Annotated in this window: 8 protein-coding genes; all 8 read left to right on the top strand. The window is 36.1% G+C overall.

Going from position 1 to position 26,576, the window contains the following annotated elements:
- Positions 1-179: 179 nt before the first annotated feature.
- The 8 genes from HHU12_RS21830 (at position 180) to HHU12_RS21795 (ending at position 26,574) form a co-directional block, all read left to right on the top strand.
- On the top strand, positions 180-3,419 hold the full coding sequence (locus HHU12_RS21830; protein ID WP_169658865.1) for a SusC/RagA family TonB-linked outer membrane protein: 3,240 nt from the start codon (positions 180-182) through the stop codon (positions 3,417-3,419).
- Positions 3,420-3,431: 12 nt separating this feature from the next.
- On the top strand, positions 3,432-5,141 hold the full coding sequence (locus tag HHU12_RS21825; protein ID WP_169658864.1) for a SusD/RagB family nutrient-binding outer membrane lipoprotein: 1,710 nt from the start codon (positions 3,432-3,434) through the stop codon (positions 5,139-5,141).
- 11 nt (positions 5,142-5,152) lie between these two features.
- Positions 5,153-6,199, top strand: a complete 1,047-nt coding sequence (locus tag HHU12_RS21820) for a glycoside hydrolase family 99-like domain-containing protein (protein WP_169658863.1) — start codon at positions 5,153-5,155, stop codon at positions 6,197-6,199.
- Positions 6,200-8,494 (top strand): GH92 family glycosyl hydrolase, encoded by a 2,295-nt coding sequence (locus tag HHU12_RS21815; protein WP_169658862.1) that lies wholly within the window; start codon positions 6,200-6,202, stop codon positions 8,492-8,494. It abuts the gene before it with no gap.
- Between the two features lie 374 nt (positions 8,495-8,868).
- Entirely contained in the window at positions 8,869-11,502 is a 2,634-nt protein-coding gene (locus HHU12_RS21810; protein WP_169658861.1) for a hypothetical protein, read from the top strand.
- Positions 11,503-12,090: 588 nt separating this feature from the next.
- Entirely contained in the window at positions 12,091-12,672 is a 582-nt protein-coding gene (locus tag HHU12_RS21805; RefSeq protein WP_169658860.1) for a family 43 glycosylhydrolase, read from the top strand.
- A gap of 468 nt (positions 12,673-13,140) precedes the next feature.
- The gene (locus tag HHU12_RS21800) at positions 13,141-18,738 is read left to right on the top strand and encodes a LamG-like jellyroll fold domain-containing protein (RefSeq protein ID WP_169658859.1); all 5,598 of its coding nucleotides are present in this window, start codon (positions 13,141-13,143) and stop codon (positions 18,736-18,738) included.
- A 330-nt stretch (positions 18,739-19,068) separates the two neighbouring features.
- Positions 19,069-26,574: a fibronectin type III domain-containing protein gene (locus HHU12_RS21795; RefSeq protein ID WP_169658858.1), complete on the top strand. Its 7,506-nt coding sequence runs from the start codon at positions 19,069-19,071 to the stop codon at positions 26,572-26,574.
- The last annotated feature ends 2 nt before the right edge of the window (positions 26,575-26,576 follow it).

The following is a 26,576-nucleotide window of genomic DNA, read 5'->3' as shown; positions in this document are numbered from 1 at the left end:
TAATACATGTTTTACCTATTCATCAACTGATTTTTTAATAATGCAACTCCCATTAAGAATGTATTAATTAATAACTATAATTCGATTAATACAACAATTTACCTTTGGAGTATTCAATTTATTCAGAATTGAGAATTTTTTTTATGGAATGAATTTTTATCTATGACCAACATTTTTATATGAAACGGATAATTACTACTATACTCTTTATTCTTTGTATTTATTCATCGTCCATAGCACAAACAGAACAGCACATGATAAGTGGTGTTGTGTTGGAGGAAGCGTCGGATTTTCCGATGCCCGGTGTGAATGTATTGATAAAGGGAACCACAAAAGGTGCAGTGACGAATGTGGAAGGAATGTTTAGCTTAGAAGTAAGCAATGAGGATATTTTGATATTCTCTTTTATCGGGATGGAACCTCAAGAAATTAAAGTTGGATTCCAAACATCTATCAGAGTACTTTTAAAGGAAGATGCAAAACAACTAAAAGAAGTTGTTGTAACAGCGCTCGGTATCAACAGAGAGAAAGAAAGTTTAAGTTATGCCACGCAGCAAGTGGATTCAGAAGAGCTATTACAAGGCAAGCAATCAGATATTGTAACCAACCTTGCAGGTAAGTTAGCTGGTGTTCAGATAACTTCATCTGATTCGCCTACGGGTTCTAGTAGAGTGGTGATAAGAGGTGTATCCTCTTTGGCTAAAGATAATCAGCCTTTATATGTAATAGACGGTGTGCCTATTGAGAGCGGTTCTGGAGATGCAGGCGTTTCAGTTGGTGGCGGTGAGAACAACATCGATTATGGCGGTGGTGCTAGTTTTATCAACCCAGAAGATATTGCAGATATTCAGGTATTAAAAGGAGCAAATGCGGCGGCATTATATGGTTCAAGAGCTACAAATGGTGTGATTATGATCACCACTAAAAAGAGCAGCAGAAAAAACAACGGATGGGGTGTCTCTTATGGATTAAACTATCAAATGAGAGAAGTGACACAATTTCCTGATTATCAAAATGTCTATGGTGCTGGTAATTCATTTCGTTTGGGTGCTTCAGAGCAATTTCTTGACCCGGAAACTGGACTTCCTGATCTGAATCAATATAACAGAAGCTGGGGTTCACCAATGTTGGGGCAAGCAGTAATGGGCTACAACGGTCAACCCACTACTTATGATGTAAATAAAAATAATATCAAAGATTTTTTCCAAAGAGGTACGAACCTAACACAATCGATCTCTTTACAGAAAAGCACTGCTGACGGTTCAATTTATATTTCATACACACATCTTAATGCAGATGACATTGTAGACACTCAAAATGAGCAAGTAAGAAACACTTTTAATATCAGGGCAACTCAAAAAATCACAAGCTTCTTAGATATTGACACTAAAGTGACTTATGTAGGGGAAAAGACAGATAATAGAATGCAGAAAAACGGCAGTGCTATGAACCCTTACTATGTTTTTACTTTTATGCATAGAAATGCCAACCTTGAAAGTCTGAAACCATGGAAGGATGAAAATGGAAATGAGTTTGGACGTAAAAATACTTTCTCAAATCCTTATTGGGCCATTTATGAGAATTCTAATAATGATCAAATGGACAGAATTCTACCCAATGTGACATTGGATGCTAAAATTGTTGATGGACTTTCCATTAAAACAAGAGTAGGGGGGGACATGCAGTTCAGAAAAGGTGAAGTATTTAATAACAAAGGATCTGTGAATGACCCCGATGGCTTTTTCAGAACTTTTAATAGAGACATCACTGTGTGGAACTATGAAGCATTTTTGAATTATACCAAGAGGTTCAATAAACTTGATATCCTTGTCAATGTAGGTGCAAGTAGATTTGATAGAAGAATGAATTATACTCGAACGGATTTTAATTCATTAGTAGCTCCTGATTTTGGAAGTAGTTCCAACACAGCGGCTTACCCTGAAGTTTTGCAAACAGAAGAGAAGAAAAGAATTAACTCTGTATTTGCTACATCCTCTATTGGGTATAACGATATGATTTACCTAGACCTTTCAGCACGTAACGACTGGAGTTCAACATTACCAGCAGGAAATAATTCTTATTTCTACCCAAGTATAGGTACTTCGTTTGTATTTACAAATGCATTTGATATCTCTAATAAAGTGCTGTCTTTTGGTAAGATAAGAGGATCTCTAGCACAAGTAGGTAATGATACAGATTTTAACCAGATCAATAATACTTACAATTTTGGAGGTAACTATAATGGTTACTCATGGGTGACGAATCAAACAGTGATGAGAAATGAAGACCTAAAACCCGAGAGTACAGTATCATGGGAATTGGGAGCAGAGTTCAAATTCTTTGGTAGTAGAGTGACTTTTGATGCCACTTATTATGAAAATGTAACTTCCAATCAGATCATTAGAATTGATATGCCAAAGGGATCTGGCTATGATTTTAAAATGATCAATGCAGGTGAAGTACAAAATACAGGTATAGAGTTGGTTTTGGGAGCTAGAGTGATTGATACAAAAGCTTTCCAATGGGATTTAAACGTGAACTGGTCTAAAAATAACTCTTTAGTGAAATCGCTTTACAAAGATGAGCAGTCGGGTGTAGATATTACCAACATAAGATATAGAGCTTTAAGAAATATTTCTGTCAATGCTGAAGTAGGACAGCCATTTGGTGTGATCAGAGGTTCTACATGGCTTACTGACGATGAAGGAAGAAAGCTTGTAGCGGCGGATGGTGCGCCAATCCAAAATCCAGAGCAGGTATTAGGTAATGCACAGCCGGATTGGCTGGGAGGTGTCAGCAGTAAGTTTAAGTATAAGAATTTTGATTTTGGATTCTTGATTGATGCAAAAATTGGAGGCCATGTATTTAGTGAAACTTACTCAAGAGCAGAAACTTGGGGTAATACTCATTCATCATTGGCAGGAAGAGATGATTACTGGTACAGTAATGTGATTTTGGGTGAAAATAACTCAGAGAGAGCAGGAATTGGTGAAGATGGAAGAGTGTATGGAGATATTGACAGAAGTAAAGGAATTATGCTTGATGCATGGATTGCAGAACGAAACCCTGAAACAGGAGAGTGGGAAGCAGTCAAGAAAAATGATGCTTATATCAGTCCACAGTTGTTCTGGCAGTTAGGTACTTCTAATGCCAATGAATACAATACTTATGATGCTTCTTATGTAAAACTGAGAGAAATCTCAATTGGATACACTATTCCAAATAAAGTGTTGAAGCGATTCAAAATTAAAAGAATGCGTGTAGCAGCGGTAGCTAGAAACCTTTGGATTATTTATCAGAATACACCAAAAGGTATTGATCCTGAAGCAGCTTCTTATTCTGGAAATGGGCAGGGATTAGAAATTGGTTCATTACCACCTACAAGTACTTTAGGTTTTGATTTTAGAGTGAACTTTTAATTCGATCAAGCAATGAAAAAATTTATACATAGTGTTATCGTTTTACTCCTGATGTTGACCGCTAACTCATGTACACATCAGTTTGAAGAGATCAATACAAACAGACATGAATACCAGAAAATAGAACCGGAGTTGGTATTTCCGGGGGTTGTCAAAAGAAGCTTGGATTATATCAAAGGAGATATGTCCAACCAAATGTATATTCAATATTCTCACAACCAATCAATAGGAGGTGGAACATTTGCATCTTACTTCTTTTCTCACCCAGTCATCACTACATGGTGGAAATACAGTTATGTAGATATCCTTCATAACATAGAAGATGTAATCCGTCAATTTGAAGGTGAAGAAGGCTACACGAATAGAGTGGGAATTTTTAAAATTTGGAAAGCCTATGTGATGTCAGTGGTGGTGGGCACTTGGGGGCCTGTACCTTACAGTGAGAGTCTTTCAGGAGCATTATCAATGGGTTATGACAGTGAAGAAGAAATAATAGTAGACCTTCTCACAGAGCTTAATGAAGTGTATGATACGTTAGATTCGAATGGAGACACAATGTATGAACCCATCTTCCAGGGAGATATTTTGAAATGGAAAAAGTTTTCCAACACATTGATGTTAAAATTAGCATTGCGTTATCAAAATGCATCAGCAGAAAGTAGAGCATTTGGTAAGATGGCCATGCAGAGAGAAGAGGATTTAATCAGCCTTGAGTCAGAAGCTGTAAAAGCATCATGGGGTACGGCAGAAGAAAACTGGAGCTGGTTTTACCGTAGATATGTATTTACAAACAGCATTGTATCCTTTAAGATGGGGCATTACTTCATGACTTTTATGAGAGACCTTGATGATCCAAGGATTTCAAAATACGCCCAAAAGCCGGAGAGAGATTTCTTTGTATTAGATACTTTATCACGTGCTAATGGTTCAAAAGTAATAGCACAATATGTAGCTCCCTATTTGGGTTCACCAAAAACAATGCAGTTCCATGATAATTGGTTGATGGACGATCAGGAAAATCCTTATGGAGGCCTTGGAGAAGAGAGTTTTTCTAACGTTGGAGAAGAGTATTTAGCTCCAGATCTTGAAGTAACTTTTATTGGTTATGCAGAAACTTGCTTTATGAAAGCAGAAGCAAGGCTGTTGAACTGGGGAGGATCCTCTTCAGCAAAAGCATATTATGAAGAGGGGATAGCAGCTTCATTTACTCAAAAAGGAATGGCAGATAAAGTCAGTGATTATCTTTCACATGATGGTGTAAGTTGGGGAACGTCTTCTGAAGGTGTTAGAGACTTTAGAGGTATTGTAACTTCTAAAATAGATAGAGGTCCTATTCAACAAGTAATTACTCAACGATGGATAGACGGTTACTTCCAGCCATTTGATGGTTGGTGTTTGATCAGAAGAACAGATTATTTTGATGTTCCTCCGCATTTTAATGCACTGAATAGAGGCGGGTTAGGTACAAACGTGCCAGAAAGAATGGTTTACCCTTCTTCAGAAATGAACCTGAATGGTATTGGATACCAGCAGGGGGTGAGCTTACTGGGAGGTGTAGATTACCTTGATATTCCTCTTATTTTTTCAAAAAGAAGACAATGGAAAGACTGGGGTGCAATGCAGCCAGATCTGAACAACGATTTATTGAAGCACTGGTATGGAAGCACTGTTGAGGATCTAGATGCTCAAGGGGTGGAATACACAATTATTGAAGAACTTTAAAGAAATAAGAAATGAAACATATTTATAGTATTCTTCTTCTGGCTTTGGTATTGGCGTCTTGTCAGAAGGACGAAATCACAGCAGAAGACCACATGCTCAATTATGATATTGAAGAAGTGCCTGTTACTGAAGATTATAATGTGGGAGCACTTTATGTCACGAACACATGGAATGCTAACATTGAAGAAGTACCATTAGCCGGTCAATATCCTAATGCTGATGAAACGGCAATGAAACAGCATATTTTATGGGCTGATAGCGCAGGCATAGATTATTTTCTTTTTAGATATTCTTTCCCCGAAGTGGCAGTAGATAAGGAAATGATTTCTTCTTTCCTCACGCAGAATTCTGATAGTTTATTGAATTTCGCTTTCAGGTACAATTCTGTTCCTCTTAAACTGACAAAGACGAATACATTGGAACAACAAGGTAAAAAGGATGATTTTATTCAGTCTTTCAAAGATATGATTCCTTATTTTGATCATCCTAATTATCAAAAAGTAGATGGTAAATATGTTGTCACTATGATCTCTGCCAACAAGTTTTATTGTGATAGCCTTGAGCTTGTATATCAAGAGCTGAGAGAGGAAATGAGTGCAATAGGCTATGATTTATACTTGATTGGTGAACAAACAGGATGGACACCTCCAGCAAGATTTGAACATTATTATTTCAATGCACTTGACGCTGTTACATTTACCAACATGTTTAATAATGCATGGTATGATCGACACGCTTTCTTACCACAATCCATGGATTTACATTGGCAATACAGCAAAGATTATTATATGTCAAAAGATGGTTTGGAAATGATACCTACGGTAGCACCGTCTATTAACCCTAAAATCAACAATCCAAATGCGACCACTTTTATCATTGACCGAGAATCAGATTTCTTCTGGTCAATTCTCAACGTAGCTAAGAAAAATATAGGACCTTCCAGAACAATCATTATCAACTCATTCAACGACTGGAATTTTAATACACAGTTGGAACCTGGTGAAAGTTATGGAAGCAGTTCTCTTGAACTATTAAAGAAACAAACAAAGAAAAATTAGATGAATAAGAATTTATTGGTAGTGTTACTTCTGGGGGCCTTAGGCTGCCAGAAGTTGACAGAAGAAAAAAAGGAGACTACTACAACTGAAGCCATGGATTATGTAGACCCATTTATTGGAACCGGATTTCATGGCCATACTTTTCCTGGGGCAACTACGCCCAACGGGATGGTACAATTAAGTCCTGATACCAGATTTGAAGGATGGGATGCTTGCGGTGGCTATTATTACGAAGATTCTTCCATTGTAGGTTTTTCACATACTCACTTATCCGGTACAGGTATAGGTGATTTAGGTGATATTTTGATGATGCCTTTCACAGGTGAAGCAAAATTATCTCAAGGAGAAGCAGAGAACCCAGATAGTGGGTACCGTTCACGTTTTTCTCACGATCAGGAGAGTGCCTCACCAGGATATTACACAGTAAAATTACAGGATTATGATATTGATGTAGAATTAACAGCCTCACCAAGGGTTGGTTTTCACCAATATACTTTCCCGCAAGCAGAAAATGCGGGTGTCATTATCGATCTTACTCCAACGATCCATATGCATAGAAACCCCGAGCATGAAATCAGAGTGATCAGTGATACTGAAATTGCAGGGATGAAGTATACAAAAGGTTGGGCTAAAGAACATTATGTTTACTTTTATGCCAAATTTGAAAAGCCTTTCAAAGCTTCAGTTTTTGGTAATGATGAGAAGATTGAGGGAAATGTATATAAGGGTAAAAATGCCAAAGCACTTTTAAGTTTCAGCACCGAAAAAGATGAAAAAGTAAAAGTGAAAGTAGGGATCAGTAACGTGGATATTGAAGGAGCTAAAAATAACCTCTTCTCTGGAATTAAAGATTGGGACTTTTATGCACAAAAAGAAAAAGCGGAGAAATTATGGGAAGATAAGCTTGCTTTGATCGATATTGAAGGCAAAAATGATGAGCAAAAAACAATTTTCTATACGTCAATGTATCATTCATTTATCGCTCCTATGAATTATTCTGATGCGGATCATAGATATAGAACAATTGATGGAAAAATTAAAAAAGATGAATCTTATGATTCGTATACAATTTTTTCGTTATGGGATACATACAGAGCTCTTCATCCATTATTGACAATAGTGCAGCCAACACAAAATCAGAAGTATATTCAGACTTTATTGAGAAAATATGATGAAGGAGGAATTTTACCAAAATGGGAATTGGCCGCAAATTATACAGGAACTATGACAGGGTATCATTCAGTGTCATTGATTGCTGATGCTTACAGAAAAGGAGATAGAGATTTTGATGTAGAAAAAGCTTTTAAAGCCATGCTTGAAGTAAGTACTTATTCAAGAGATCTTGATTTTGTAGCTCATAGTGAAGTAGTGAGAGAGAAGCTTATGCCAAATGCAAAATTGTATAATGATTCTTTGGGTTATATTCCTGCTGACCTAGAAAACGAGTCAGTGACAAAGGGGCTGGAATATGCTTATAATGATTACTGTATAGCTTTGATGGCGAAAGAATTAGGGAAAGATAAAATTTATGAAGAGTATCTTGAAAGATCAAAAAGGTATAAACAGTATTATGACCCAGAAACAGGGTTTATGAGAGGTAAATTGAGTACTGGAGGATGGAGAGAGCCTTTCAACCCAAGATTCAGTAGACACCGCAAAGATGATTATACAGAAGGAAACGCTTTTCAATGGAGTTGGTTTGTACCGCATGATATCGAAGGATTGTCTGAGTTAGTAGGAGGTAATAAAGTGATGGAAGAAAAACTTGACACATTATTCATGACTAGTTCTACTTTGGTAGGAGAACACGTGAGTAATGATATTTCAGGAATGGTAGGTCAGTATGCACATGGTAACGAACCTAGTCATCATATTGCTTATATGTATAACTACATTGGAGCCGCTTACAAAACACAATACATGACAGATTATCTTCTAAACAATCACTATGATGCTACACCTGAAGGCATCATTGGTAATGAGGATTGTGGTCAGATGTCTGCTTGGTATATTTTAAGCAGTATGGGATTCTATCCTATGAGTCCGGGAGAAACGACTTACACAATTGGCAGACCGTTATTTGACAATGTGAAAGTAAAACTTGAAAATGGAAAGACTTTTAACATCATTGTACATAACAACAGTGATACCAATAAATATATCGATAAACTGCTGTTAGATGGGGAGCCATTGCAGGATCCTTTTATTGATCACCAAGATATAATGAGTGGGAAAACACTGGAGTTTTATATGACAGATGTTCCCAATGAAGGAGCTCAACTAGTCAAAATTTAGACGGGTTATTTTTTAATAAGTAGTGTTGTCAGGGCGGTTATAATGTGACCGCCCTCATTAACAACAATTACAACTACTCTGATCTTACTACCCATTATTTGAGGATGGAAAAGCAATGAAAAAAATTTTATTTTTATTGATTTTTATCTTCATTAATTATTATTGTAACCTCTACATTTAAAGCCTATGGACATTTTTTATTTCTTTAAATTTTTATAATTTTACAGAGATTAGCAGTACAAAAGAAGACAGGGAAAATACCTCAGAACATGAGATCAAAAATGCCTGAATACATCTTCTATCTGTACAGGTATTTTTTTAAATAGCAGAAATTTCTCTGGCTATACTTTAGGAACTTTGATAGTTTACAATTAATGAAACAATATTTAGTAACCATTCTATATATCATTCTAACTCCATTCTGGTCATTTTCTCAACATTCCGCTGGAATAAAATTTAAAAACCATGAGGTAAACTTAGAAGAGCGTACGTCTTTGGTTTTATTGGAGACAGCAAAAGTCAATGCTGGTGATAGAATGGTTTTGTCTACTGACATTTTATTTAATAAGTCTCCAAAACATTATTTTGGTTACATATTAAGAATGATCGATAGCAACCATAGAAATATTGATATTGTATTCAATTTCAATAATGGAGTAAACTATAATTTCAGTTTAATATATGATCATGAAATTACCCCTATTCAGTTTAACCTGAAGGACCAGCAAAAGCAGCTCAATAAATGGATGAAGCTGGTACTGGAAGTGGATGTGAATAAAAATACAATTACCCTTTCTGTTGGAGACCAAAGTAAGACTGCCCAATTTCAAGAAATTAAAAAATTTACTAACCTGAAATATTATTTTGGAGCGAATAACAATCCTTATTTTAAAGTACATGATGTAGCTCCAGTGACCATAAGAAATATTCAGCTTCAGTTAGATGATACAAAATTAGAATGGCCTCTTAATGAGAAAGAAGGAACAAAAGTACACTGTCGTCAGGGAGAAAAGTACAATGGTGTAGTGAATAATGGTATTTGGCTTAGCGAACTTCAATCAAAATGGACCAAAGTTGAAGAAAGAGAAATAGATGGTATGTTTTTCTATTTTAATGAAACACATTCATATTATTATTTCCTAAAAGGAGATTCACTTTTTAAGAAGTATTTACATCAAAAATCCCCTAAATTTATCACTAAAGTTGAACATTCTTATCTGCATCATACGAAGACAAAACTGTTGGAGAAAAAAAATGGAGATCTAATTTTCTATAATCAAGCAACAGATGATCTGCACCTGCTGGACATAAAAACCAAGCAAATGACTAAAGGAGACATCTCCTTCCCCATGAAAAGAAGTAATACTAAGCATGCAAGTTGGATCAATAATGAAGAGTCAGCTATTGTGTTTTTTGGAGGATATGGAAACTTTGAATATACGAACCATCTTGCGGTAATAAGTTTAAATAACTTATCGTATGAGCCCTTGCAGTTTTTGGGTGATACCATTTCCCCAAGGTATTTTCCTGGTGTTGGCAAAGCCAAAAAAGGACATCAATACATATTTGGTGGCTACGGAAGTAAATCAGGAAAGCAAATTGCTCACCCTGAAAACTATTATGACTTGTATGACTTTGATGAAAGAACGAATACGTCTAAAAAAATAGCAACTTGGGAGAGAACTGATGAATCATTTATTGTTTCTAAAAACATTGTAGTCGATACAGTAAATAATCAATTTTTGGCACTGACATATGACAATCATGTGCATAAAAATCAACTGAAGTTAAAGTTGTTTGATATTAATACGCAAACATCAAAAGATATTGCTAATGCTATTCCTTTCAGCTTTCATGATTTAAAAAGTACAATCGAATTTAAATATGATGTTGACTACCAAAAACTTTATGCAATCATTTTAAATGAAGAAGGAGAAACCTCAAAACTTCAACTATTCACTTTAGATGTCACGGGAGGCACATTCAAAAACCTTGTCAATGAAGAAGTATTGACTGCTCATAACAATGAAAATAATCCTTTGTTTTACATAGTCATTGGAGTATTGTTCTTATTGGTGATTTTCATAATATGGAAATATTTTATAGGAAAGGGCAAAAAACTACAAAATCAAGTTCCACATGAAACGCCTGTAATAAAGCCAACAGAAGATAAAAAGCAAGTCAACCAAGCGCTTACAGCAAAAGATGAGGTGGTCACAAAGAAGGTGATTGCAAAGGAGCATAAAGTGAAAACTGAGGAGGAAACAATTACTTTAGTGGGAGCAGAGACGGGTGTAGTAAATTTCTTTGGAGGATTTAGAATCATAGATATCGAAGGCAACGATATATCAAATAAATTTACTCCGCTGATTAAACAAATATTTTTAATGATCAGTTTATCCCAGTTTCTAAATGGAAGAGGTGTGACAATAGAACAATTAACGGAAGTGTTCTGGAATGATATGCCACTCAAAAAAGCAAGGAACAACCGTAGTGTAAACATTGCAAAGCTAAAACAACTCTTCAAGCTTGTAGGAAATATAAATTTAGTAAAGACGGGTGATTTCTGGAAAATTGAGTACGATGATACAGTTTCTTTTCCATTATTTGAACTTAAAGAGCTATTAGACAGAGAGAGTACTTTTGATAACCTTCAAAAGATGACCAAAATTCTGAAAAATGGAAAGCTACTTTATGGTACAGATTATCCATGGATGGAAGAAATAATGGCACAAATTGTCAATTCATTAATAGAAAAACTGTACAGTTACCTTACTAATTCTGACCTTTCACTTTCTCCCAAAGAAAAGCTGAGAGTCAGTGATTTAATATTAAAATATGATGCGCTGAATGAAGAAGCAATTCATATCAAATGTCAGATTTATACTTCACAAGGCATGCACAGTATGGCCAAAGATACATTTGGTAAATTTGTGCAAGAGTATGAACTCTTGTACAATGAAAGATTTGACTATGAATATGCTGAGTTTATAAAATCTGATTATTAAGTCCATTGTAAACTAAGTAAGTACAAATTCAAAATTAACTATATTTTATTTTTGACTTTGTACTTCTTTGAATAGTTTTTGACATTTAGAAATCAGTCATTCTAATGACTTTTAGGACACGAAAGATGCTAACGCATAACATTCGCGTTAGTGGACTTTCCACTCAATCCGTTTGATAGTACTTCCCCCGGTCAAGCCTAGCTTTTTTTGCCTTATTTTTCATCAATGGCAAAATGAAGAAGAGGGATGCTTTGAAGTAAGTTATAAAAAGCTTGTTGAAATCCCGATAAAGAAGAAAGGCAATTTCAGTTTTTTGAGTATCCCGATGATCAAGAGAAGGGTTGCTTAAATAACGGTAAAGATGCTTACGAACCACTATAGAAAGCGGATTTCATTGATACTCCATATGGATTCTGACCCAAACGAGCTACGCAATACGTTATAGCAGATTAACCCAAATCTCTTTGAAGGTTAACACCTTATCAATGATACAGGTCTGTCAAAATATTTTGACACTATACCTTGTTTGTGATGCTAAAAATAGCGTATCAGCAACCAAGAATTATATATCTTAAATCAACTAAAAAAATGAAAAAGCAAAAAGTATTACTTATTTTCTTTATATCCTTTTTCTTGTCAAAGGGATTGGTAAAAGGACAAGAAAGAGCAGAGAATCCAATAATAACCCACATGTATACTGCAGATCCGTCAGCACGGGTTTGGGACGATGGGCGTTTGTATGTTTATCCATCCACCGATGTTGACCCACCACGTGGTTGCGACTTAATGGATGGCTATCATGTTTTTTCAACCAACGATATGGTAAACTGGACAGACCATGGCGAAATTTTGCACTCGAGAGATGTAAAATGGGGACGTGAAGAAGGTGGTTTTATGTGGGCTCCTGATTGTGTATACCGTAATGGAAAATATTATTATTATTTTCCACACCCAAGCGGAACCGATCGTAAAACTACATGGAAAACAGGGGTTGCAGTGAGTAAAAAGCCGGCATCCGGTTTTAAGGTAAAAGGCTACATTGAGGGACTTGATCCATTAATCGACCCCAATGTTTTTATAGATGACGATGGAACTATTCAAAAGGTAGTTCAAACGGGTAGTATAGCAAAAGGGAAGCATATTCCAGCTGTAAAAAATAAAAATCAGTAATTGATTCGTAAGAAAAGGGTGTAGTTATTTATGTTGTAGGCTTAATGGAACCCGAAAAGGCACACGAATATTCGTACCTGTATTAAATTAAGAAGTAAGTTCCTCTCCTGCATTCGTTAACTTTTTACGTATACGGGTATTGGAAAATACTATAGAAGTGGTTTGTATTTTAGTTTTCTTGATGAAGTCAACTATAATGCAAACCTTCTTTTTTATCTTGAAGTGAAAAATTCTATTAATTAGAAGCTCTGTAATTCAACTTTGTATGCGTTATTATCAATTTATTAGTAACCGATTAATAGCACATTATTAAATCGTTAAGGTGTTTTAAGTACGTTTATTAATGTTATTATTTTACTAACATTACATCGAATTGAAATGAATAAACTTATACCTACTCTAAAAACACTTTTGATTTTACTCTCTTTTCTGTTGCTAAATCGGTGGTGTGTTTATGCACAAACCCCAATGCAGCATCTCTCAACTATTAATGTTGGAAACACAGTGCAGCAAGATGGTTTGGGAAATGTCACTCAATGGACGGATCTCTCAGGAAACAACAACCATGCACTTCTAAGAAATGGAGATGTAACTTTCCCTTCTTCTAGCATTTCTGAAGGTGGTCACAGTGGACTGAACTTTGGAACAACTAGAAACTACCTCCGACTTTTTACAGGTGAGCAGACTGACCGTTGGTTAGATTTTTTAGGATTGGCCAGCAGTAATTCCGGCTTTGCTATCACAGTAGCCTTTCATGTAAATGCTATTAATGATGATAATAATGACCTTATTGGGAATAACTCAAGTGTAGTGAAAAATGGTTTTGGTATTCGCTACAAATCTACCGGAGAATTTGAAGTCTATCTGGGAGGAGTTTCTAAAATAATTCCTGGTCATAAGGCACAAGCAGGAGAGTCATTTGTAGTAGCCTGCAACTACAATAAATCCACTCAGGAATTAGTTTTCTGGGACTCAAAAAATAAACTCACTCATACCCTGATTGTACCTCCTGCAGATTTTACAATCGCTGAATTTAATATAGGAACTGCCAATAATAATGCTAGGCATTTTGATGGAGTGGTGGGTGAAGTGAAGGTCTATGACCAGGCACTTTCAACTTCACAATTTAAAGAAGAATATTCTAGATTAACAGATTATTGGAGTGGAGTTTATCTTCCAATAGAAGTGATTGGTGAAGAAGGCTTAGTTGAATCAAGATCTTTTAATTTATCTTTAAATCAAGTAGAAGCCACTAAAAAATTATGGTTGCAGATCAATAATTTGAGTTATGAGAATAAAGTTTCTATCAAGATAAACAATAATGCATGGTATGACCTAAACCATCAGTCTGTGACAATGCAAACACAAGAAAAAGCAAGAGGTGGCATGCAGCATGGAGGTTTTAATACCATTCGGTTAACGATACCTTCTGCTTTTCAAGAAGGAGAAAATACGATTTACTTTAGATTCAATACTTCAGATGCCATATCAAATGGTTTTAGAGTGGTAGACTTGAAGCTGATGGACGAGAATAGAAATTCCGTTTTGGGTGAAGATTTTTTCAAAGAAGACAATCCTGATTTATGGGTTGGTCCTTATACTGACGCACAATCTATTACCGAAGGAGAAGAATTATGGAGAAATGGAAATTTATGGTCAAACTATCTTCCTACTGGTAGAACAGGTTTTTGGTATGGCTATGAACTCAAAGGTGCTCAACCAATTCAAGCTAAATGTGCCGATTGTCATACTCAAGATGGTAGAGATCTAGAGTTATTTGCATATTCAAATGAATCGATTATTGAAAGAGCAAAGTTTCATAATCTATCAGAAGAAGAAGGCCGTAAAATTGCCTCTTACATCAGATCGCTTTCTGCAAAAAATGATAATGTAAACAGATATGGTAGACCGTGGAATCCACCTTATCAGCCCGGTCCTTCTCTTAAAGGAAAGAGTATTGATCATTGGGCAGCAGGAGCGGGATTAGAAGCTGTTTTGGATCATGATAGTGATATGTTGGAATATATGTTTCCAAACGGTGTGAATGAAAACAGTGTACAAGCGTATTTTGACGCTGACAGATTTGAAGATAGAACGGTACTGCCATTAGCGATTCAGTTTCCGGACTGGAAGCATTGGTTGCCGATGATTCACCCCAAAGATGCTTTCAATAAAAACGATTTCTATACGCAAACTTATAATGAAGTAAAGCGTTCTCCCTTTGTAAAAGAGGGTGCGGATAAAGTGGTGAGAAACCCTGATGCGGCTTATGAAATCTTCAGAGATTATCTATTGACGCTTCCTAAAAACGCTAATGGAACTACGATAAACCTTGCTGGAATGTCAAAAGAAGCTATCGCAAAGATGAAATACAACCATGAGACATTCCGTTGGCATTATCGATATTTTCAAGCACAAGGAGCAAGGGATTTAGATCCTAATGCAGATGTAGATCATTGGAGAACAACCACCGGAAAAGGGTTGAATGCTTTAGCTGATGGTGTGGGGCAAGAGCTTGCTGCCACTAGTTTAGCGAGGTTAATGGCGGTAAAGAACTTTGAATTTATGCAGGAGTTTAATTTGCAGGATCAAGCACCTGTGCATTTGCTGGCAGAAGACAATCCTAATTCCCGTCAGTGGTTTCATGGCGATTCGAAACATGTATTTGAAATTCCAGCACATATTACAGGCTGTTTGGATGGAGATTGCCTGACTTTTGATGGACAGCCCAAAGTCACAGGAGAATATGAATCAACAGTATGGTATCACTTACAATCTATTTTAGCAGGTGGAGAAGGGGAACAATGGTGGAATGGACCTGTTGATTATAACTATCAACCTGAGTTTATTTTATTGAGCTCAAAATCATCTGGTATTTATGAAGTATTGCGTTATTATCACAGTTTAGCTTCTCTCTATCAAACAAAAACATGGTCAGGGGATCTTAACCCTAATGATGGCTATGGTTTCAGAATCCGTGTACAAGGGCCGTGGTATTTCTTTGGAAAAGAGCCGGATGCTCAACGTTCCCAATTCAAAGGTTTTGAACCGGGGTTATGGCCCACCTTGCTTGATGATGTATACCCGGGATTGGGTAAATGGGTGTTAGAGGCATTATTAAATGAATTCATAAAAGCCGTTCGGAAACATGATTTATCTACATGGAAAAGATGGGATGGAGTGACTAATAATAATGCATCACAATACTTAGACCCAATAACCAAAACAGCGATTATCGATGTAACACTGAGTGATAACGATCCAAGTTTGGGAGGTTTGGATCCTTCAGTGCCTCTTTATGCGGACCATATGTATTGGTCTATTCAGCAGGCTATAAAATTGGGAGTAGATTGTAGCATTGTTCAGGAGTTGATTGATTGGAGCAAAGAGGCATGGCCAAATATTAATTGGAGCTTTAATGTGCCTCCAAAATTGACATTACGAAAGCCAAACAACGCTAAGTTTTTCAATGAAATAGAATTTATTGATGCCGTCACTTCCAGTGAAGGAATAAGCCCTAAATTCACTTGGAGTGTAAATGGAGTGGTTATCCCATATTACGGAAAACAGTTGCCAAAACGCTTTTTACAATCAGGAGATAGCATCATTTGTGAAATGAAGAGTACAGCCTCATGTCTTTCTAGTTTTATCGCATCTGATACTATTGTACTTCCCAATGACTTCACTCTCTTATCTAGCATTAACGAAGGAGAATGGCACCCTGTCAATAACACTTTGGCATGTATCGGTGATGAAATTAATTATAAATTAGAATTGGATATTGATCCCATTTTCTGGGTAGATGCCCAAGAGATTTCGGACAATGGTTTGCAAAATGGAGCAGCAGTAAGAACTTGGAAAAATAAGGCAGGTGGCTTGCCCGATGCATCAATTATCAACGAAAACACAATTCCAGTATATACTAGCAGTGCTTTTAACGGGAAACCAGCAGTTGTTTTTGGAAAGGATAACATAAGTAGCGGTTTAAAACTGATTGATGCGGCATCTACTGATTTCTTACAAGAAAACTGGACTATTTTTGTTGTCCATACCATTGATAATGTTACCCATTGGTCAAACACCATAGGCAATAAAAATGGTATTAATGAGGATGGTTTTTTCTATAGAATATCAAAAACAGGACAAGGAGCTCTATCTGCTGGTCAGACCACAATTAATTCATCACCCAATACATTTCCTATGAGTAGAGTATCCGTGTTATCGAAACAAGGTTTACAGTTGAAATCTTATAATAACGGTCAATTGGAACATCATTTCGAGATCCCTTCTAATACAGTACTGACCAATCAAAGTGCATTGATGTTAGGGCAGATCAGCACCGGTAAAAATCAGATCAGGTACCATAATGGTTTAATTGCTGAGGTGATAATCTTTGATAGAAAGTTAAATGATGCACAAAGAGAACTGATAGAAGCGTACCTTTCCTATAAGTGGGAGCTAGATGGGTTACTTAGCCTTCAAAATGAATACCACAGAATATCTCCATTTGAGGTGGAAATGACGATGCCTTCCAATAAGAAATTGAAATTTGATCAATTTAACTTAGAACATAAATACAGTATTATTGATAATAACAGCTTCGGAAGCTTTCATGTAAATTATAAATCATCTGATGTAGCAGGACCTACCTATAAGATCATTAACAGCGGTAATGAGTCCAATCAGTTGATTGCTTACACAATAAATGGAGGCCCAAAATTTATTGACAATAATGTAAATGCCATCGAGGGGGATGTATTAACGTTGTCAGCCGAAATGAATCTTTCTGGTGATTATTTCTGGAGGGCAGCAAATGGAGAAGAACTACCATTAAATACAGATGTCGCATGGGAAGCGATAAATGGAGATGTTTGGGAAGGACAATGGGAATTGGTAGTCACAAACGGATGTGATCCTCTACAAACCATTCAACCCTTCCAATTAAACGTCTATTCATCAGAACAGAACTTATTACAGTTTGGAAAAATTAATATTAAGCAGATGCAACCAGATGATTGGCTTAAGGTTTACCTAGATAATGAGATGGCTTCAATTCCGATGATCACATTAGGTCCATTATCTTACAAAGGAAGTGATCCCTCTACTTACCGTTTGAGAAATATTACTAAGAACAGTTTTGAAGTTCAGATAAGAGAATGGGATTATCTAAATAGAATTCACAACAATGCGGAGGAAGTTTTCTTTTTAGCTACAGTACCAGAATTAAAAAAACTTGGTAACTTACCTTTTAAACAAGGGCAATTGAACGCAAAGGACAGTTGGCAGACTTATAATTTTGAACAAGGTTTCAATACTGTTCCAGTGGTATTAACTACAATTGTTTCAGAAATGGAAAACAGGACCAAGGTTATACAGCTAAGAAACATTACTTCTACTTCATTTGAGTACAGATTGCAGGGACAAGAAAGTACTGTAGGGCCAATATCTACAGAGAGTATTCAGTTCATTGCTATGGAAAAAGGAGAAGCATCAGTTGTTGAAAACTATATTGAGGTTGGTAGGATTGATAACACTGTTCATTCATCATGGTCCACAATCAATTTTCCTACACTGATTAGTGACACGGGAATTTTTGGACATGCTCAAACTACTAATGAAGAGGATCCTTATTCTTTGAGGTATAGAAACCTAACAGATCAAGGCGTGGAGTTTTTTGTGCAAGAAGAAAAATCCTCAGATACGGAATTATTACACACCAATGAAGATATAGGATGGATGAGATTCAAAGGTAAAGTAACACTATATTCTTCAGTAAGAATTGTAGATGGAAAAGAGGTGGATGAGGTATTAGGATTGACAGATGAAAAAAGTGAGTTAAAAGTCTACCCCGTTCCGGTACAATCTGTAATGACAATCAGTAGCTTGAAAAATATTTCAGAAGCCACAATTTTTGATATTTCGGGTAAAATCCAGTTTTCAGAGATTAATGCTAATAATAGTACTATTTTTGAGCTTAATACAGTAGAGTTAAAATCTGGAGTGTATATCCTAAAAGTATTTTTTGAAGATGGATCACAACAAACAAGAAGATTAATAAAACACTAATTGAATTAACATAGGTGTTTTGTAGTTGATAATCAGTGTTTTAATATTTGGTTAATAAGTGATTAATTCACTATTAGAATACCATTATCAAATCTTTTTTATTTCACAATATCAAATATGAATTACTATTTTATTGATTATCTAGAAATGAAAAAGAATCTATTCTCAAGCGGTTAACTCAACCATAATAAAGACAAGAAATCAAGTACTTCAATTTTTTTAAGAAGTATTGAATGAAAAGCATGTTTGAAATTTTCTTTTAAAAAGAGAAGCGATTTCAAACATGCTATACAATGAAATGAATTTTTATTTACTTTTTTTTAGTAAACTATGAACAAAAAAATACTCTTTTATTTGTTTATACTCTTTACTCAAGTTTCCCTGGCAAAAGATATTTACGTATCAGCAGATGGAAGCAACAGTAATGGAGGAACTTCTCTTGCTGATGCTGTAGCAGATTTAAAAACAGCTTTTGAAAAATCAGCACATGATGATGTCATTTATGTAGATGGTACAGCTGGTACTATTTATAATCCTGTAGCATTTGGTATAGCCAAACGATTGACAATCATCGGGCAAAATAATGCGATCATCGATGCGAAACTTGAAGACGGTTCAAGAAACAAAATCTTTAACTACACGCATAAAACAGATGATGCCACTTTATCTATTGAAAACATCACATTTTTAAATGGTGATGGCAACTTTAATGGAGCGGCACAACAAGGTGGTGGTTTTCTAATCAATTCAACCGGTGTACTGACTTTCAAAAACTGTAATTTTAAAGGTCATACTGCACCAAAACATGGGGGTGTATTTGCCATTCAGCAAGGTACAGTCAACTTTGAAGGCTGTGTATTTGAGGAAAATACACTTGCTTCTTCAAATGGAGGTGTGATTTATTCAGAGTGTACATTACCTGTTGAAATCAATATATCTGAATGTCTTTTTTACAAAAATGCTGTAGACTCTCATGGTGGAGCAATTGCTCTCATCTTTAAAGTTCCAGATTCTAATTCAAAGAAACTATCCATTAAAAACTCTACTTTTTATCAAAACTCAGTAGGTCTTACAGGTGGAATGCTTTACGTAAGTGATGCAGGAGCTGGAGTTGTTGAACTTGAAAATGTGACTGTAGTAGAAAATACTACGCAAGGAAATGCAGATAATTGTGGTGGTTTGAAATTCAATAACCCTAATGTTAGCTACTTAATAGAAAACAGCCTTATCTACGAAAATAAGACTTTTGCTAACGGTGAAGCAATTTCTGATTTATCAATGCATGATGATGCTAGTATTACTATTAAAAGCTCAATTTTTGGAGCAATACTAAAAAATGACATTGTGATTATAGAAGACACTAGCAATCCTAAAACTTCTGTAGACGAAAAGTCGGTATATGGCTCTATCACTTCTGCTACCAATGAGAACGTACCTGATATAACGCTCACATATAATGCAGAAATAGGAGTTGTATCTTTTGCTTCTGACGCCCTTCCTGTCAACTTTGCAGATGCATCTTTACTATCAGGAAGTGAAGGGCATTCATTGTTAACTGATCAACTCGGTTTGGTAAGAAGAGTTGTGAATAATGCCGTCGATGCAGGTGCTTATCAATTGGACGCTGTAGCTTCGGTTACTGAGGTTTTGAATGATAATACACCTCCTACAGACCCTTCCAATATTGTTTTTTCATCTATTACAGAAACAAGTTTTGAAGCTTCTTGGGATGCCTCTACAGACGATGTTATGTTTGGACATTATGAAGTTCAGCTCAATGACAACCCCACTGTAGTTACAACAGATTTATCTTTAACATTTAATGATTTAACGGCCAATACAGACTATACTGTAAAAGTCAAAGCATTGGATTACAATGGCAACACTTCTCAAGTAGTTCAAGCTAATCAAACGACTGCAGGGAAAGTTGTGCCAGTTGTTCCTACTGATTTAAAAGCAGATAACATTACGTCTACAACGGCAGAACTCTCTTGGGCTTCAACTGTTGATGCTGGATTGATGTATGTGATTACTGTTGGAACAGAAGAATTCACAACTGCGGTGTTAGAATATAAATTAGAGAATTTAGAGCCTGCAACAGAATATACAGTAACTGTAAAATCAAAAAATGCAGATGGTGAAGAATCTCTTGAAAGTACACCAGTTAAATTCACAACATCTTCTTACATTCCTCAAACTTATTATGTAAGAGCAGATGGATTGGAAGAGAATGATGGATTGGGTCCTGATACGGCCCTACCCACTTTATTATTGGCTTACAATAAAGCAGTTGACGGTGATGTAATTATCATTGATGGAGTATTAGATTACTCAAAATCAATGGGTATTCAGAAGAACTTGACAATTAAAGGAATTAATAATGCCACTTTGGATGCTAAAGGAACTGTAAAGTTCTTTAATATCGCTAACCCAGAGGAAGGAAGTTACCTTACACTTGAAAATATCCATTTTAAAAATGGTAACGGAAGTTATAACGGAACATCAAATCAAATTGGTGGTGCTCTACTTATTAACTCTCCTGCGGTGGTCACAATTTCAGGATGTACTTTTGAAGGAAATTCGGCTTCTTTAAATGGAGGTGTGATTGCAATACAGAAGGGTGAGTTGAGAATCAAAAAATCAGTTTTTGACAATAATAGTACAATTTCTGATGGAGGATCAACACCAAGCGGGGGTGTAATTTTCCTTTCTGCAACTACAAATTCTACAAAGCTGAGTATTGATCAAAGTGCTTTTAAAAATAACAATTCTGCTAACCATGGTGGTGTGCTACATGTAGAGACAAATGCAAGTAATGGCCATACGTTTGACATATCCATTGAAAACTCTACTATATATGGTAATCAAACTGCAAATGCAGGTGGTGCAATGTTCTTTGGAAATAAAGGTGCAGGTACTTTGAATATGGTGAATGTAACCATTGCTAATAATAAAACGACTTCAAACGGCGTCAATAGTGGTGGTGTGCGTTGTATTAATGAGGATTTAGTAACAACTATCAATAATACCTTAATTTTTGACAATAAATCAAACTTCGGTTTAGGTACTGAAGTGATGTCAGATCTTTCAACTAATAAATCAGCTAATTTTACTTTGAATCATAGTATTGTTGGTGCCATAGTAGTTACTGATGTTGAGCTATTAAAAGGTGCTAATAATTTATATGGAGAAGTAAGCGGTTCCACGAATACAAATGTGCCGGCTATTACATTAGATCCAATTAATGAGCATAACGTTGTAGCGTTTGCAGCAGATGCTCTTCCTGTAGATTTTGGTATGGCATCTTTATTAAGTGCAAAACCAACTCATGGTGCATTTAAAGTAGATCAGTTGGATAATGTCAGAACGGTGGTTGATGGCAAGATTGATTGTGGCGCCTATCAGATAAATGGTGTAGCAAATATTGATGATGTGTTGAATGATACTGAAGCACCGTCTGCAGTTACCAATATTCTTTTTAGTGAAGTAACCTTCAATTCCTTTGAAGTAGCATGGAATGCCTCTACAGATAATGTGGGAATGAGTCATTATATGATCCAGCTAAATGAAGAAAGCCCTGTGAAAGTCATGGGTACTTCTTATAAGTTTGAAGAGTTAATGGCAGAAACTGATTATGTGGTAAAGGTATCCGCTGTAGATTTAGCAGGAAATACTTCTCAACAAGCGAGTGAAACGATTAAAACAGATGAAGCGCCATCATCATTTCCTACTCCGGTAGTCCCAGCAGATGTAAAAGTAGATTTGATCACTCAAACAGAAGCTACTGTTACTTGGGCAGATCCAGAAGTAGCAGGTTTGTCTTTTGAGGTAATGATTGGTGATGATATGTATGAAACTACTGATTTCACATATAAAATCGAGGGACTCACAGCGAATACGAAATATGAGGTTACGGTTCTTTCTAAAAATGAGAATAATGAAAAATCTGTAGCAAGTGATGCAGTTGAGTTTACGACATTGGAAGAAGAATCACAAGAGCCAAAGACGCTTTATGTAAGTGCAGGAGGAGATGACACTCAAGATGGTCTTACAGAAAGTACAGCGCTGGCATCACTAAACAAAGCCATTGAATTATCTAACGCTAAAGATAAGATTATCATTAATGGTACTATTGTACATACACAAACAGTGATAATCAATAAGCAACTTACCCTTGAAGGCTTGAATAATGCCACTATTGATGCGGGTAATACAAGTAAAATATTCACCTTCACGGATGGAACAGAAGGTACATCATTAGTAGTAGAAAACATTAAGTTTATTAATGCTAATGGTATGACAGATGGTGTAGCTGAGGTAGGAGGCGCCATTTCAATGAGCAGTGTTGGTGAACTGAAATTTATGAATTGTTCATTTGAAAATAATTCATCATCACGACCAGGTGGAGCATTGGGTATTCAAAATGGTACCGTAAATATTTATGGTTCCTCATTTATCAATAACAGTACCGTAAAAGTGGGGGATGACTCGCCTAACGGAGGAGCTATTCTTATTACTTCAGGATCGAATGATGTTTTCTTAAATGTCTATGAATCTTATTTTAAAGGAAATAGTTCTGTAAATCATGGTGGTGCTATCACGATGGAAGTTACTGCAAATACTAATAATGTATTTATGCAAAACACTACAATAGCAGACAATAGTGCTGCAAATGCAGGTGGTGCTATCTTTATCGGTAATCAAGGTAATGGATTATTAAAGTTGGAAAACGTTACAGTTTCAGGAAATAGTAATACAGCTAATTCAGGAAACAGTGGAGGTATAAGAATTGTCAACACATCAATTGATGTTCAGGTTAACAACTCTCTAATAGCTCATAACTTAAGTAATTACGGGACGAATAATGAAGTATATTCAGACTTTTCAATTGGACTCAATCCTAATGTAACTGTAAATTCTTCTATCATCACAGCTGTGGTAGTAAGTGATAAACACGGAACCATCAATACAGACGATAATGTACAATATGGTACCGTAGAAGGCACAGCATTGGAAAATACGCCTGAAATTGTGCTTGAGGCAATTAATGAAAATGGTGTGATAGGCTTCTCACCAGAGGCGTTAGCAGCAGGTTTTGCTAAGAGTGCGTTAATGACGGGCAGTGATGAGCATAATTTACTAGTAGATCAATTAGGTTTAGTAAGAGCGTTGAGAAACGGCCGTATTGACTGTGGAGCTTATCAGTTGGATGGCAAGTATGACCTAGCCACAGTTTTAACTGATAATGCCAACCCTACTGCTGTATCTGATCTGAAAATCAGTAAGCTTGAAGTGAAAAGCCTTGAAATAGAATGGATCGCAGCAACAGATGATATCGGTTTAAGTTTCTATACTTTAACGTTAAATGATGGTGAAGACATCTTTGTTAATCCTGAAGCAACTTCTTATACATTTGGAGGGTTAGAACCAGAAACAGCCTATACTGTAAAGGTTATAGCACATGACTTTGCAGGTAAGCAATCTGAAGTACAAGAGGTATCAGGAACTACAGAATCAGTACCGGATGAATATCCTACACCAATTGTGCCTACTAATGTAACGGTGAAAGATATCACAAAAACATCAGCAACAGTTACATGGGATGATTTGCAGGTAGACGGTTTGTCTTACATTGTGATATTGGGAGATAAAACTTATGCATCTGATAATAATTCCATTACAATAGAAGATTTAACTGAAGGAACTTCTTACACTGTATCAGTAGTTTCTGTCAATATAGTAGAGGAACAATCAGCTCCAAGTGAAGCTGTCAACTTTACTACTGATGAGGATACAGGAACTGATCCAAATGCTAAAGAAATTTTTGTTAGTGCTACAGGTGACAATAATAATGACGGATTATCACTTGATAATGCAGTGGTTGATCTGATAACAGCTTATAACCTTGCTAATGATGGGGATAAGATAATTATTGATGGAGCAGTAGAACACAAAGTATTCTTAGGCATCAGTAAACAGCTGGAAATCATTGGGCAAAACAATGCTTCATTAGACGCTGGAAATGCAACGAAGTTTTTCAACTTTACTGGTGAGACGAATGAAGCCAGTCTTGTGATAGAAAATATTCATTTCAAGAATGCAAATGGCGTAGTAGATGGCGTAGCACAATTAGGTGGTGCGATTCTCATCAACACTGAAGGAAAATTAGTGATCAGAAATTGTACTTTTGAAAATAACGCTACTACAAAGTCTGGCGGTGCTCTTGCCATTCAGTCAGGAACTGTGGATATTATTGCTTCTTCACTTATTGGCAATGAAGTCATCTCAGAAGGTGATGGTAAGCCAAGTGGAGGTGCAATTGTTGTAAACTCAAATTCGGCTGAAGTCAACTTAAATATTTATCAGTCATTGATCAAGGATAATGTATCTGCTACTCACGGTGGAGCAATTATTATAGAGTCTACAAACAATCCGAATAATGTATTTATTCAAAACTCAACCATTTACAACAACAGTACTGTCAATGCTGGTGGAGCAATTTTCGCTGGTAACCAAGGTGCAGGGAAATTAATTCTGGAAAATAATACCATCACCAAAAATTACACTTTAAATAACACAGGTAATTGTGGAGGTATTAGAGTCGTTAACCTCAATTTAGATATAGTGATCAATAACTCCATTGTATACGATAACAAAAGTAATTTTGGCGTCGCTAATGAAGTGGTTTCAGATTTATCAATAGGGTTGACGGATAAAGCAGTTGTAAATTCTTCGATCTTAGGAACGTTAGTAGAGTCTAATTCTAATGGTACATTTACAGGTGATGGCCGTACTAAATACGGAACAGTAGCAGGGACTACTACAGCTGATATTCCAGTTCTTTCATTGCTTGACATTGATGAAAGAGGAGTAGTTGGTTTTGCCACAAATGCATTGCCTGTAGCTTTTGCAAAGGTGGAATTGTATACAAGAAGTGAAAGCCATAATTTCTTAGCTGATCAGTTAGACTATCTTCGTATTAGTAAAGAAGGTTATATTGATTGTGGTGCTTATCAGTTAGATGGTACTGTGAAGGTGAGTGACATTGAAAATGACAAAGAAGCACCTACAGTGCCTACTAATATCACTTTCCCAATAGTTACTCCAAATGCTATCACAATAAAATGGGATGCCTCAACGGATGATGTTGCAGTATCGCATTATTTGATAAGCATTAATGGTCAAGAACCTGTAGTTGCTAATTCAACTTCTTACACATTTACAGATTTGCAAGAGCTGACACTTTATACCTTTACATTGAAAGCCGTAGATTATGTAAATAATATGTCTGAAGAGGCTACTGCACAGCAAGAAACGGATGGTGTTAGAATACCACTTACACCAAAAGACGTGACAGTGAACAACGTTACTGCTTCAACTGCACAAGTGAACTGGACAGTAGAAAACACAAAAGGATTGACTTATATTGTTAATCTTCAGGGTGAATGGTTCGAAACAAGTGAAACAACATTTAAATTGACAGGCTTGGATAACGACCGAGAGTATAGTGTGACAATCTTCTCTAAAAACATTGAAGGAGATCTTTCGGAAGAGTCTGAAGTAGTGTTCTTTACAACACTGCCTGATGATGTGACATCAGTAGACCCAGTTGCTGGACCTCAGGTGAAAGCCTATCCAAATCCATCAGCTCAAGAAATGACAGTGGAAGTAGAACTTTCGAAGTTTAATGTAGAAGTATATGATTTGTCAGGAAGGAAAGTATATGGTTTAGAAGATGTAAACCAAGCCTTCAAACTTAAATTAAATACAGGAGTTTATGTTCTAAGAATTCTATCAAATGAACATATTCTCACTAAACGAATCGTATTCAACTAAAT

The sequence above is a fragment of the Flammeovirga aprica JL-4 genome, assembly GCF_012844305.1.
In the GTDB taxonomy this organism is placed as follows: Bacteria; Bacteroidota; Bacteroidia; order Cytophagales; family Flammeovirgaceae; genus Flammeovirga; species Flammeovirga aprica.
The sequence above is the reverse complement of the archived record's forward strand: the minus strand, read 5'-3'. Positions and strand labels throughout refer to the sequence as shown.

What these genes read in the sequence shown, in the direction of transcription:
- HHU12_RS21800 (WP_169658859.1), top strand. Translation starts at nt 13,141, where the DNA reads ATGCAGCATCTCTCAACTATTAATGTTGGAAACACAGTGCAGCAAGAT.
- HHU12_RS21810 (WP_169658861.1), top strand. Translation starts at nt 8,869, where the DNA reads ATGAAACAATATTTAGTAACCATTCTATATATCATTCTAACTCCATTC.
- HHU12_RS21815 (WP_169658862.1), top strand. Translation starts at nt 6,200, where the DNA reads ATGAATAAGAATTTATTGGTAGTGTTACTTCTGGGGGCCTTAGGCTGC.
- HHU12_RS21825 (WP_169658864.1), top strand. Translation starts at nt 3,432, where the DNA reads ATGAAAAAATTTATACATAGTGTTATCGTTTTACTCCTGATGTTGACC.
- HHU12_RS21805 (WP_169658860.1), top strand. Translation starts at nt 12,091, where the DNA reads ATGAAAAAGCAAAAAGTATTACTTATTTTCTTTATATCCTTTTTCTTG.
- HHU12_RS21830 (WP_169658865.1), top strand. Translation starts at nt 180, where the DNA reads ATGAAACGGATAATTACTACTATACTCTTTATTCTTTGTATTTATTCA.
- HHU12_RS21795 (WP_169658858.1), top strand. Translation starts at nt 19,069, where the DNA reads ATGAACAAAAAAATACTCTTTTATTTGTTTATACTCTTTACTCAAGTT.
- HHU12_RS21820 (WP_169658863.1), top strand. Translation starts at nt 5,153, where the DNA reads ATGAAACATATTTATAGTATTCTTCTTCTGGCTTTGGTATTGGCGTCT.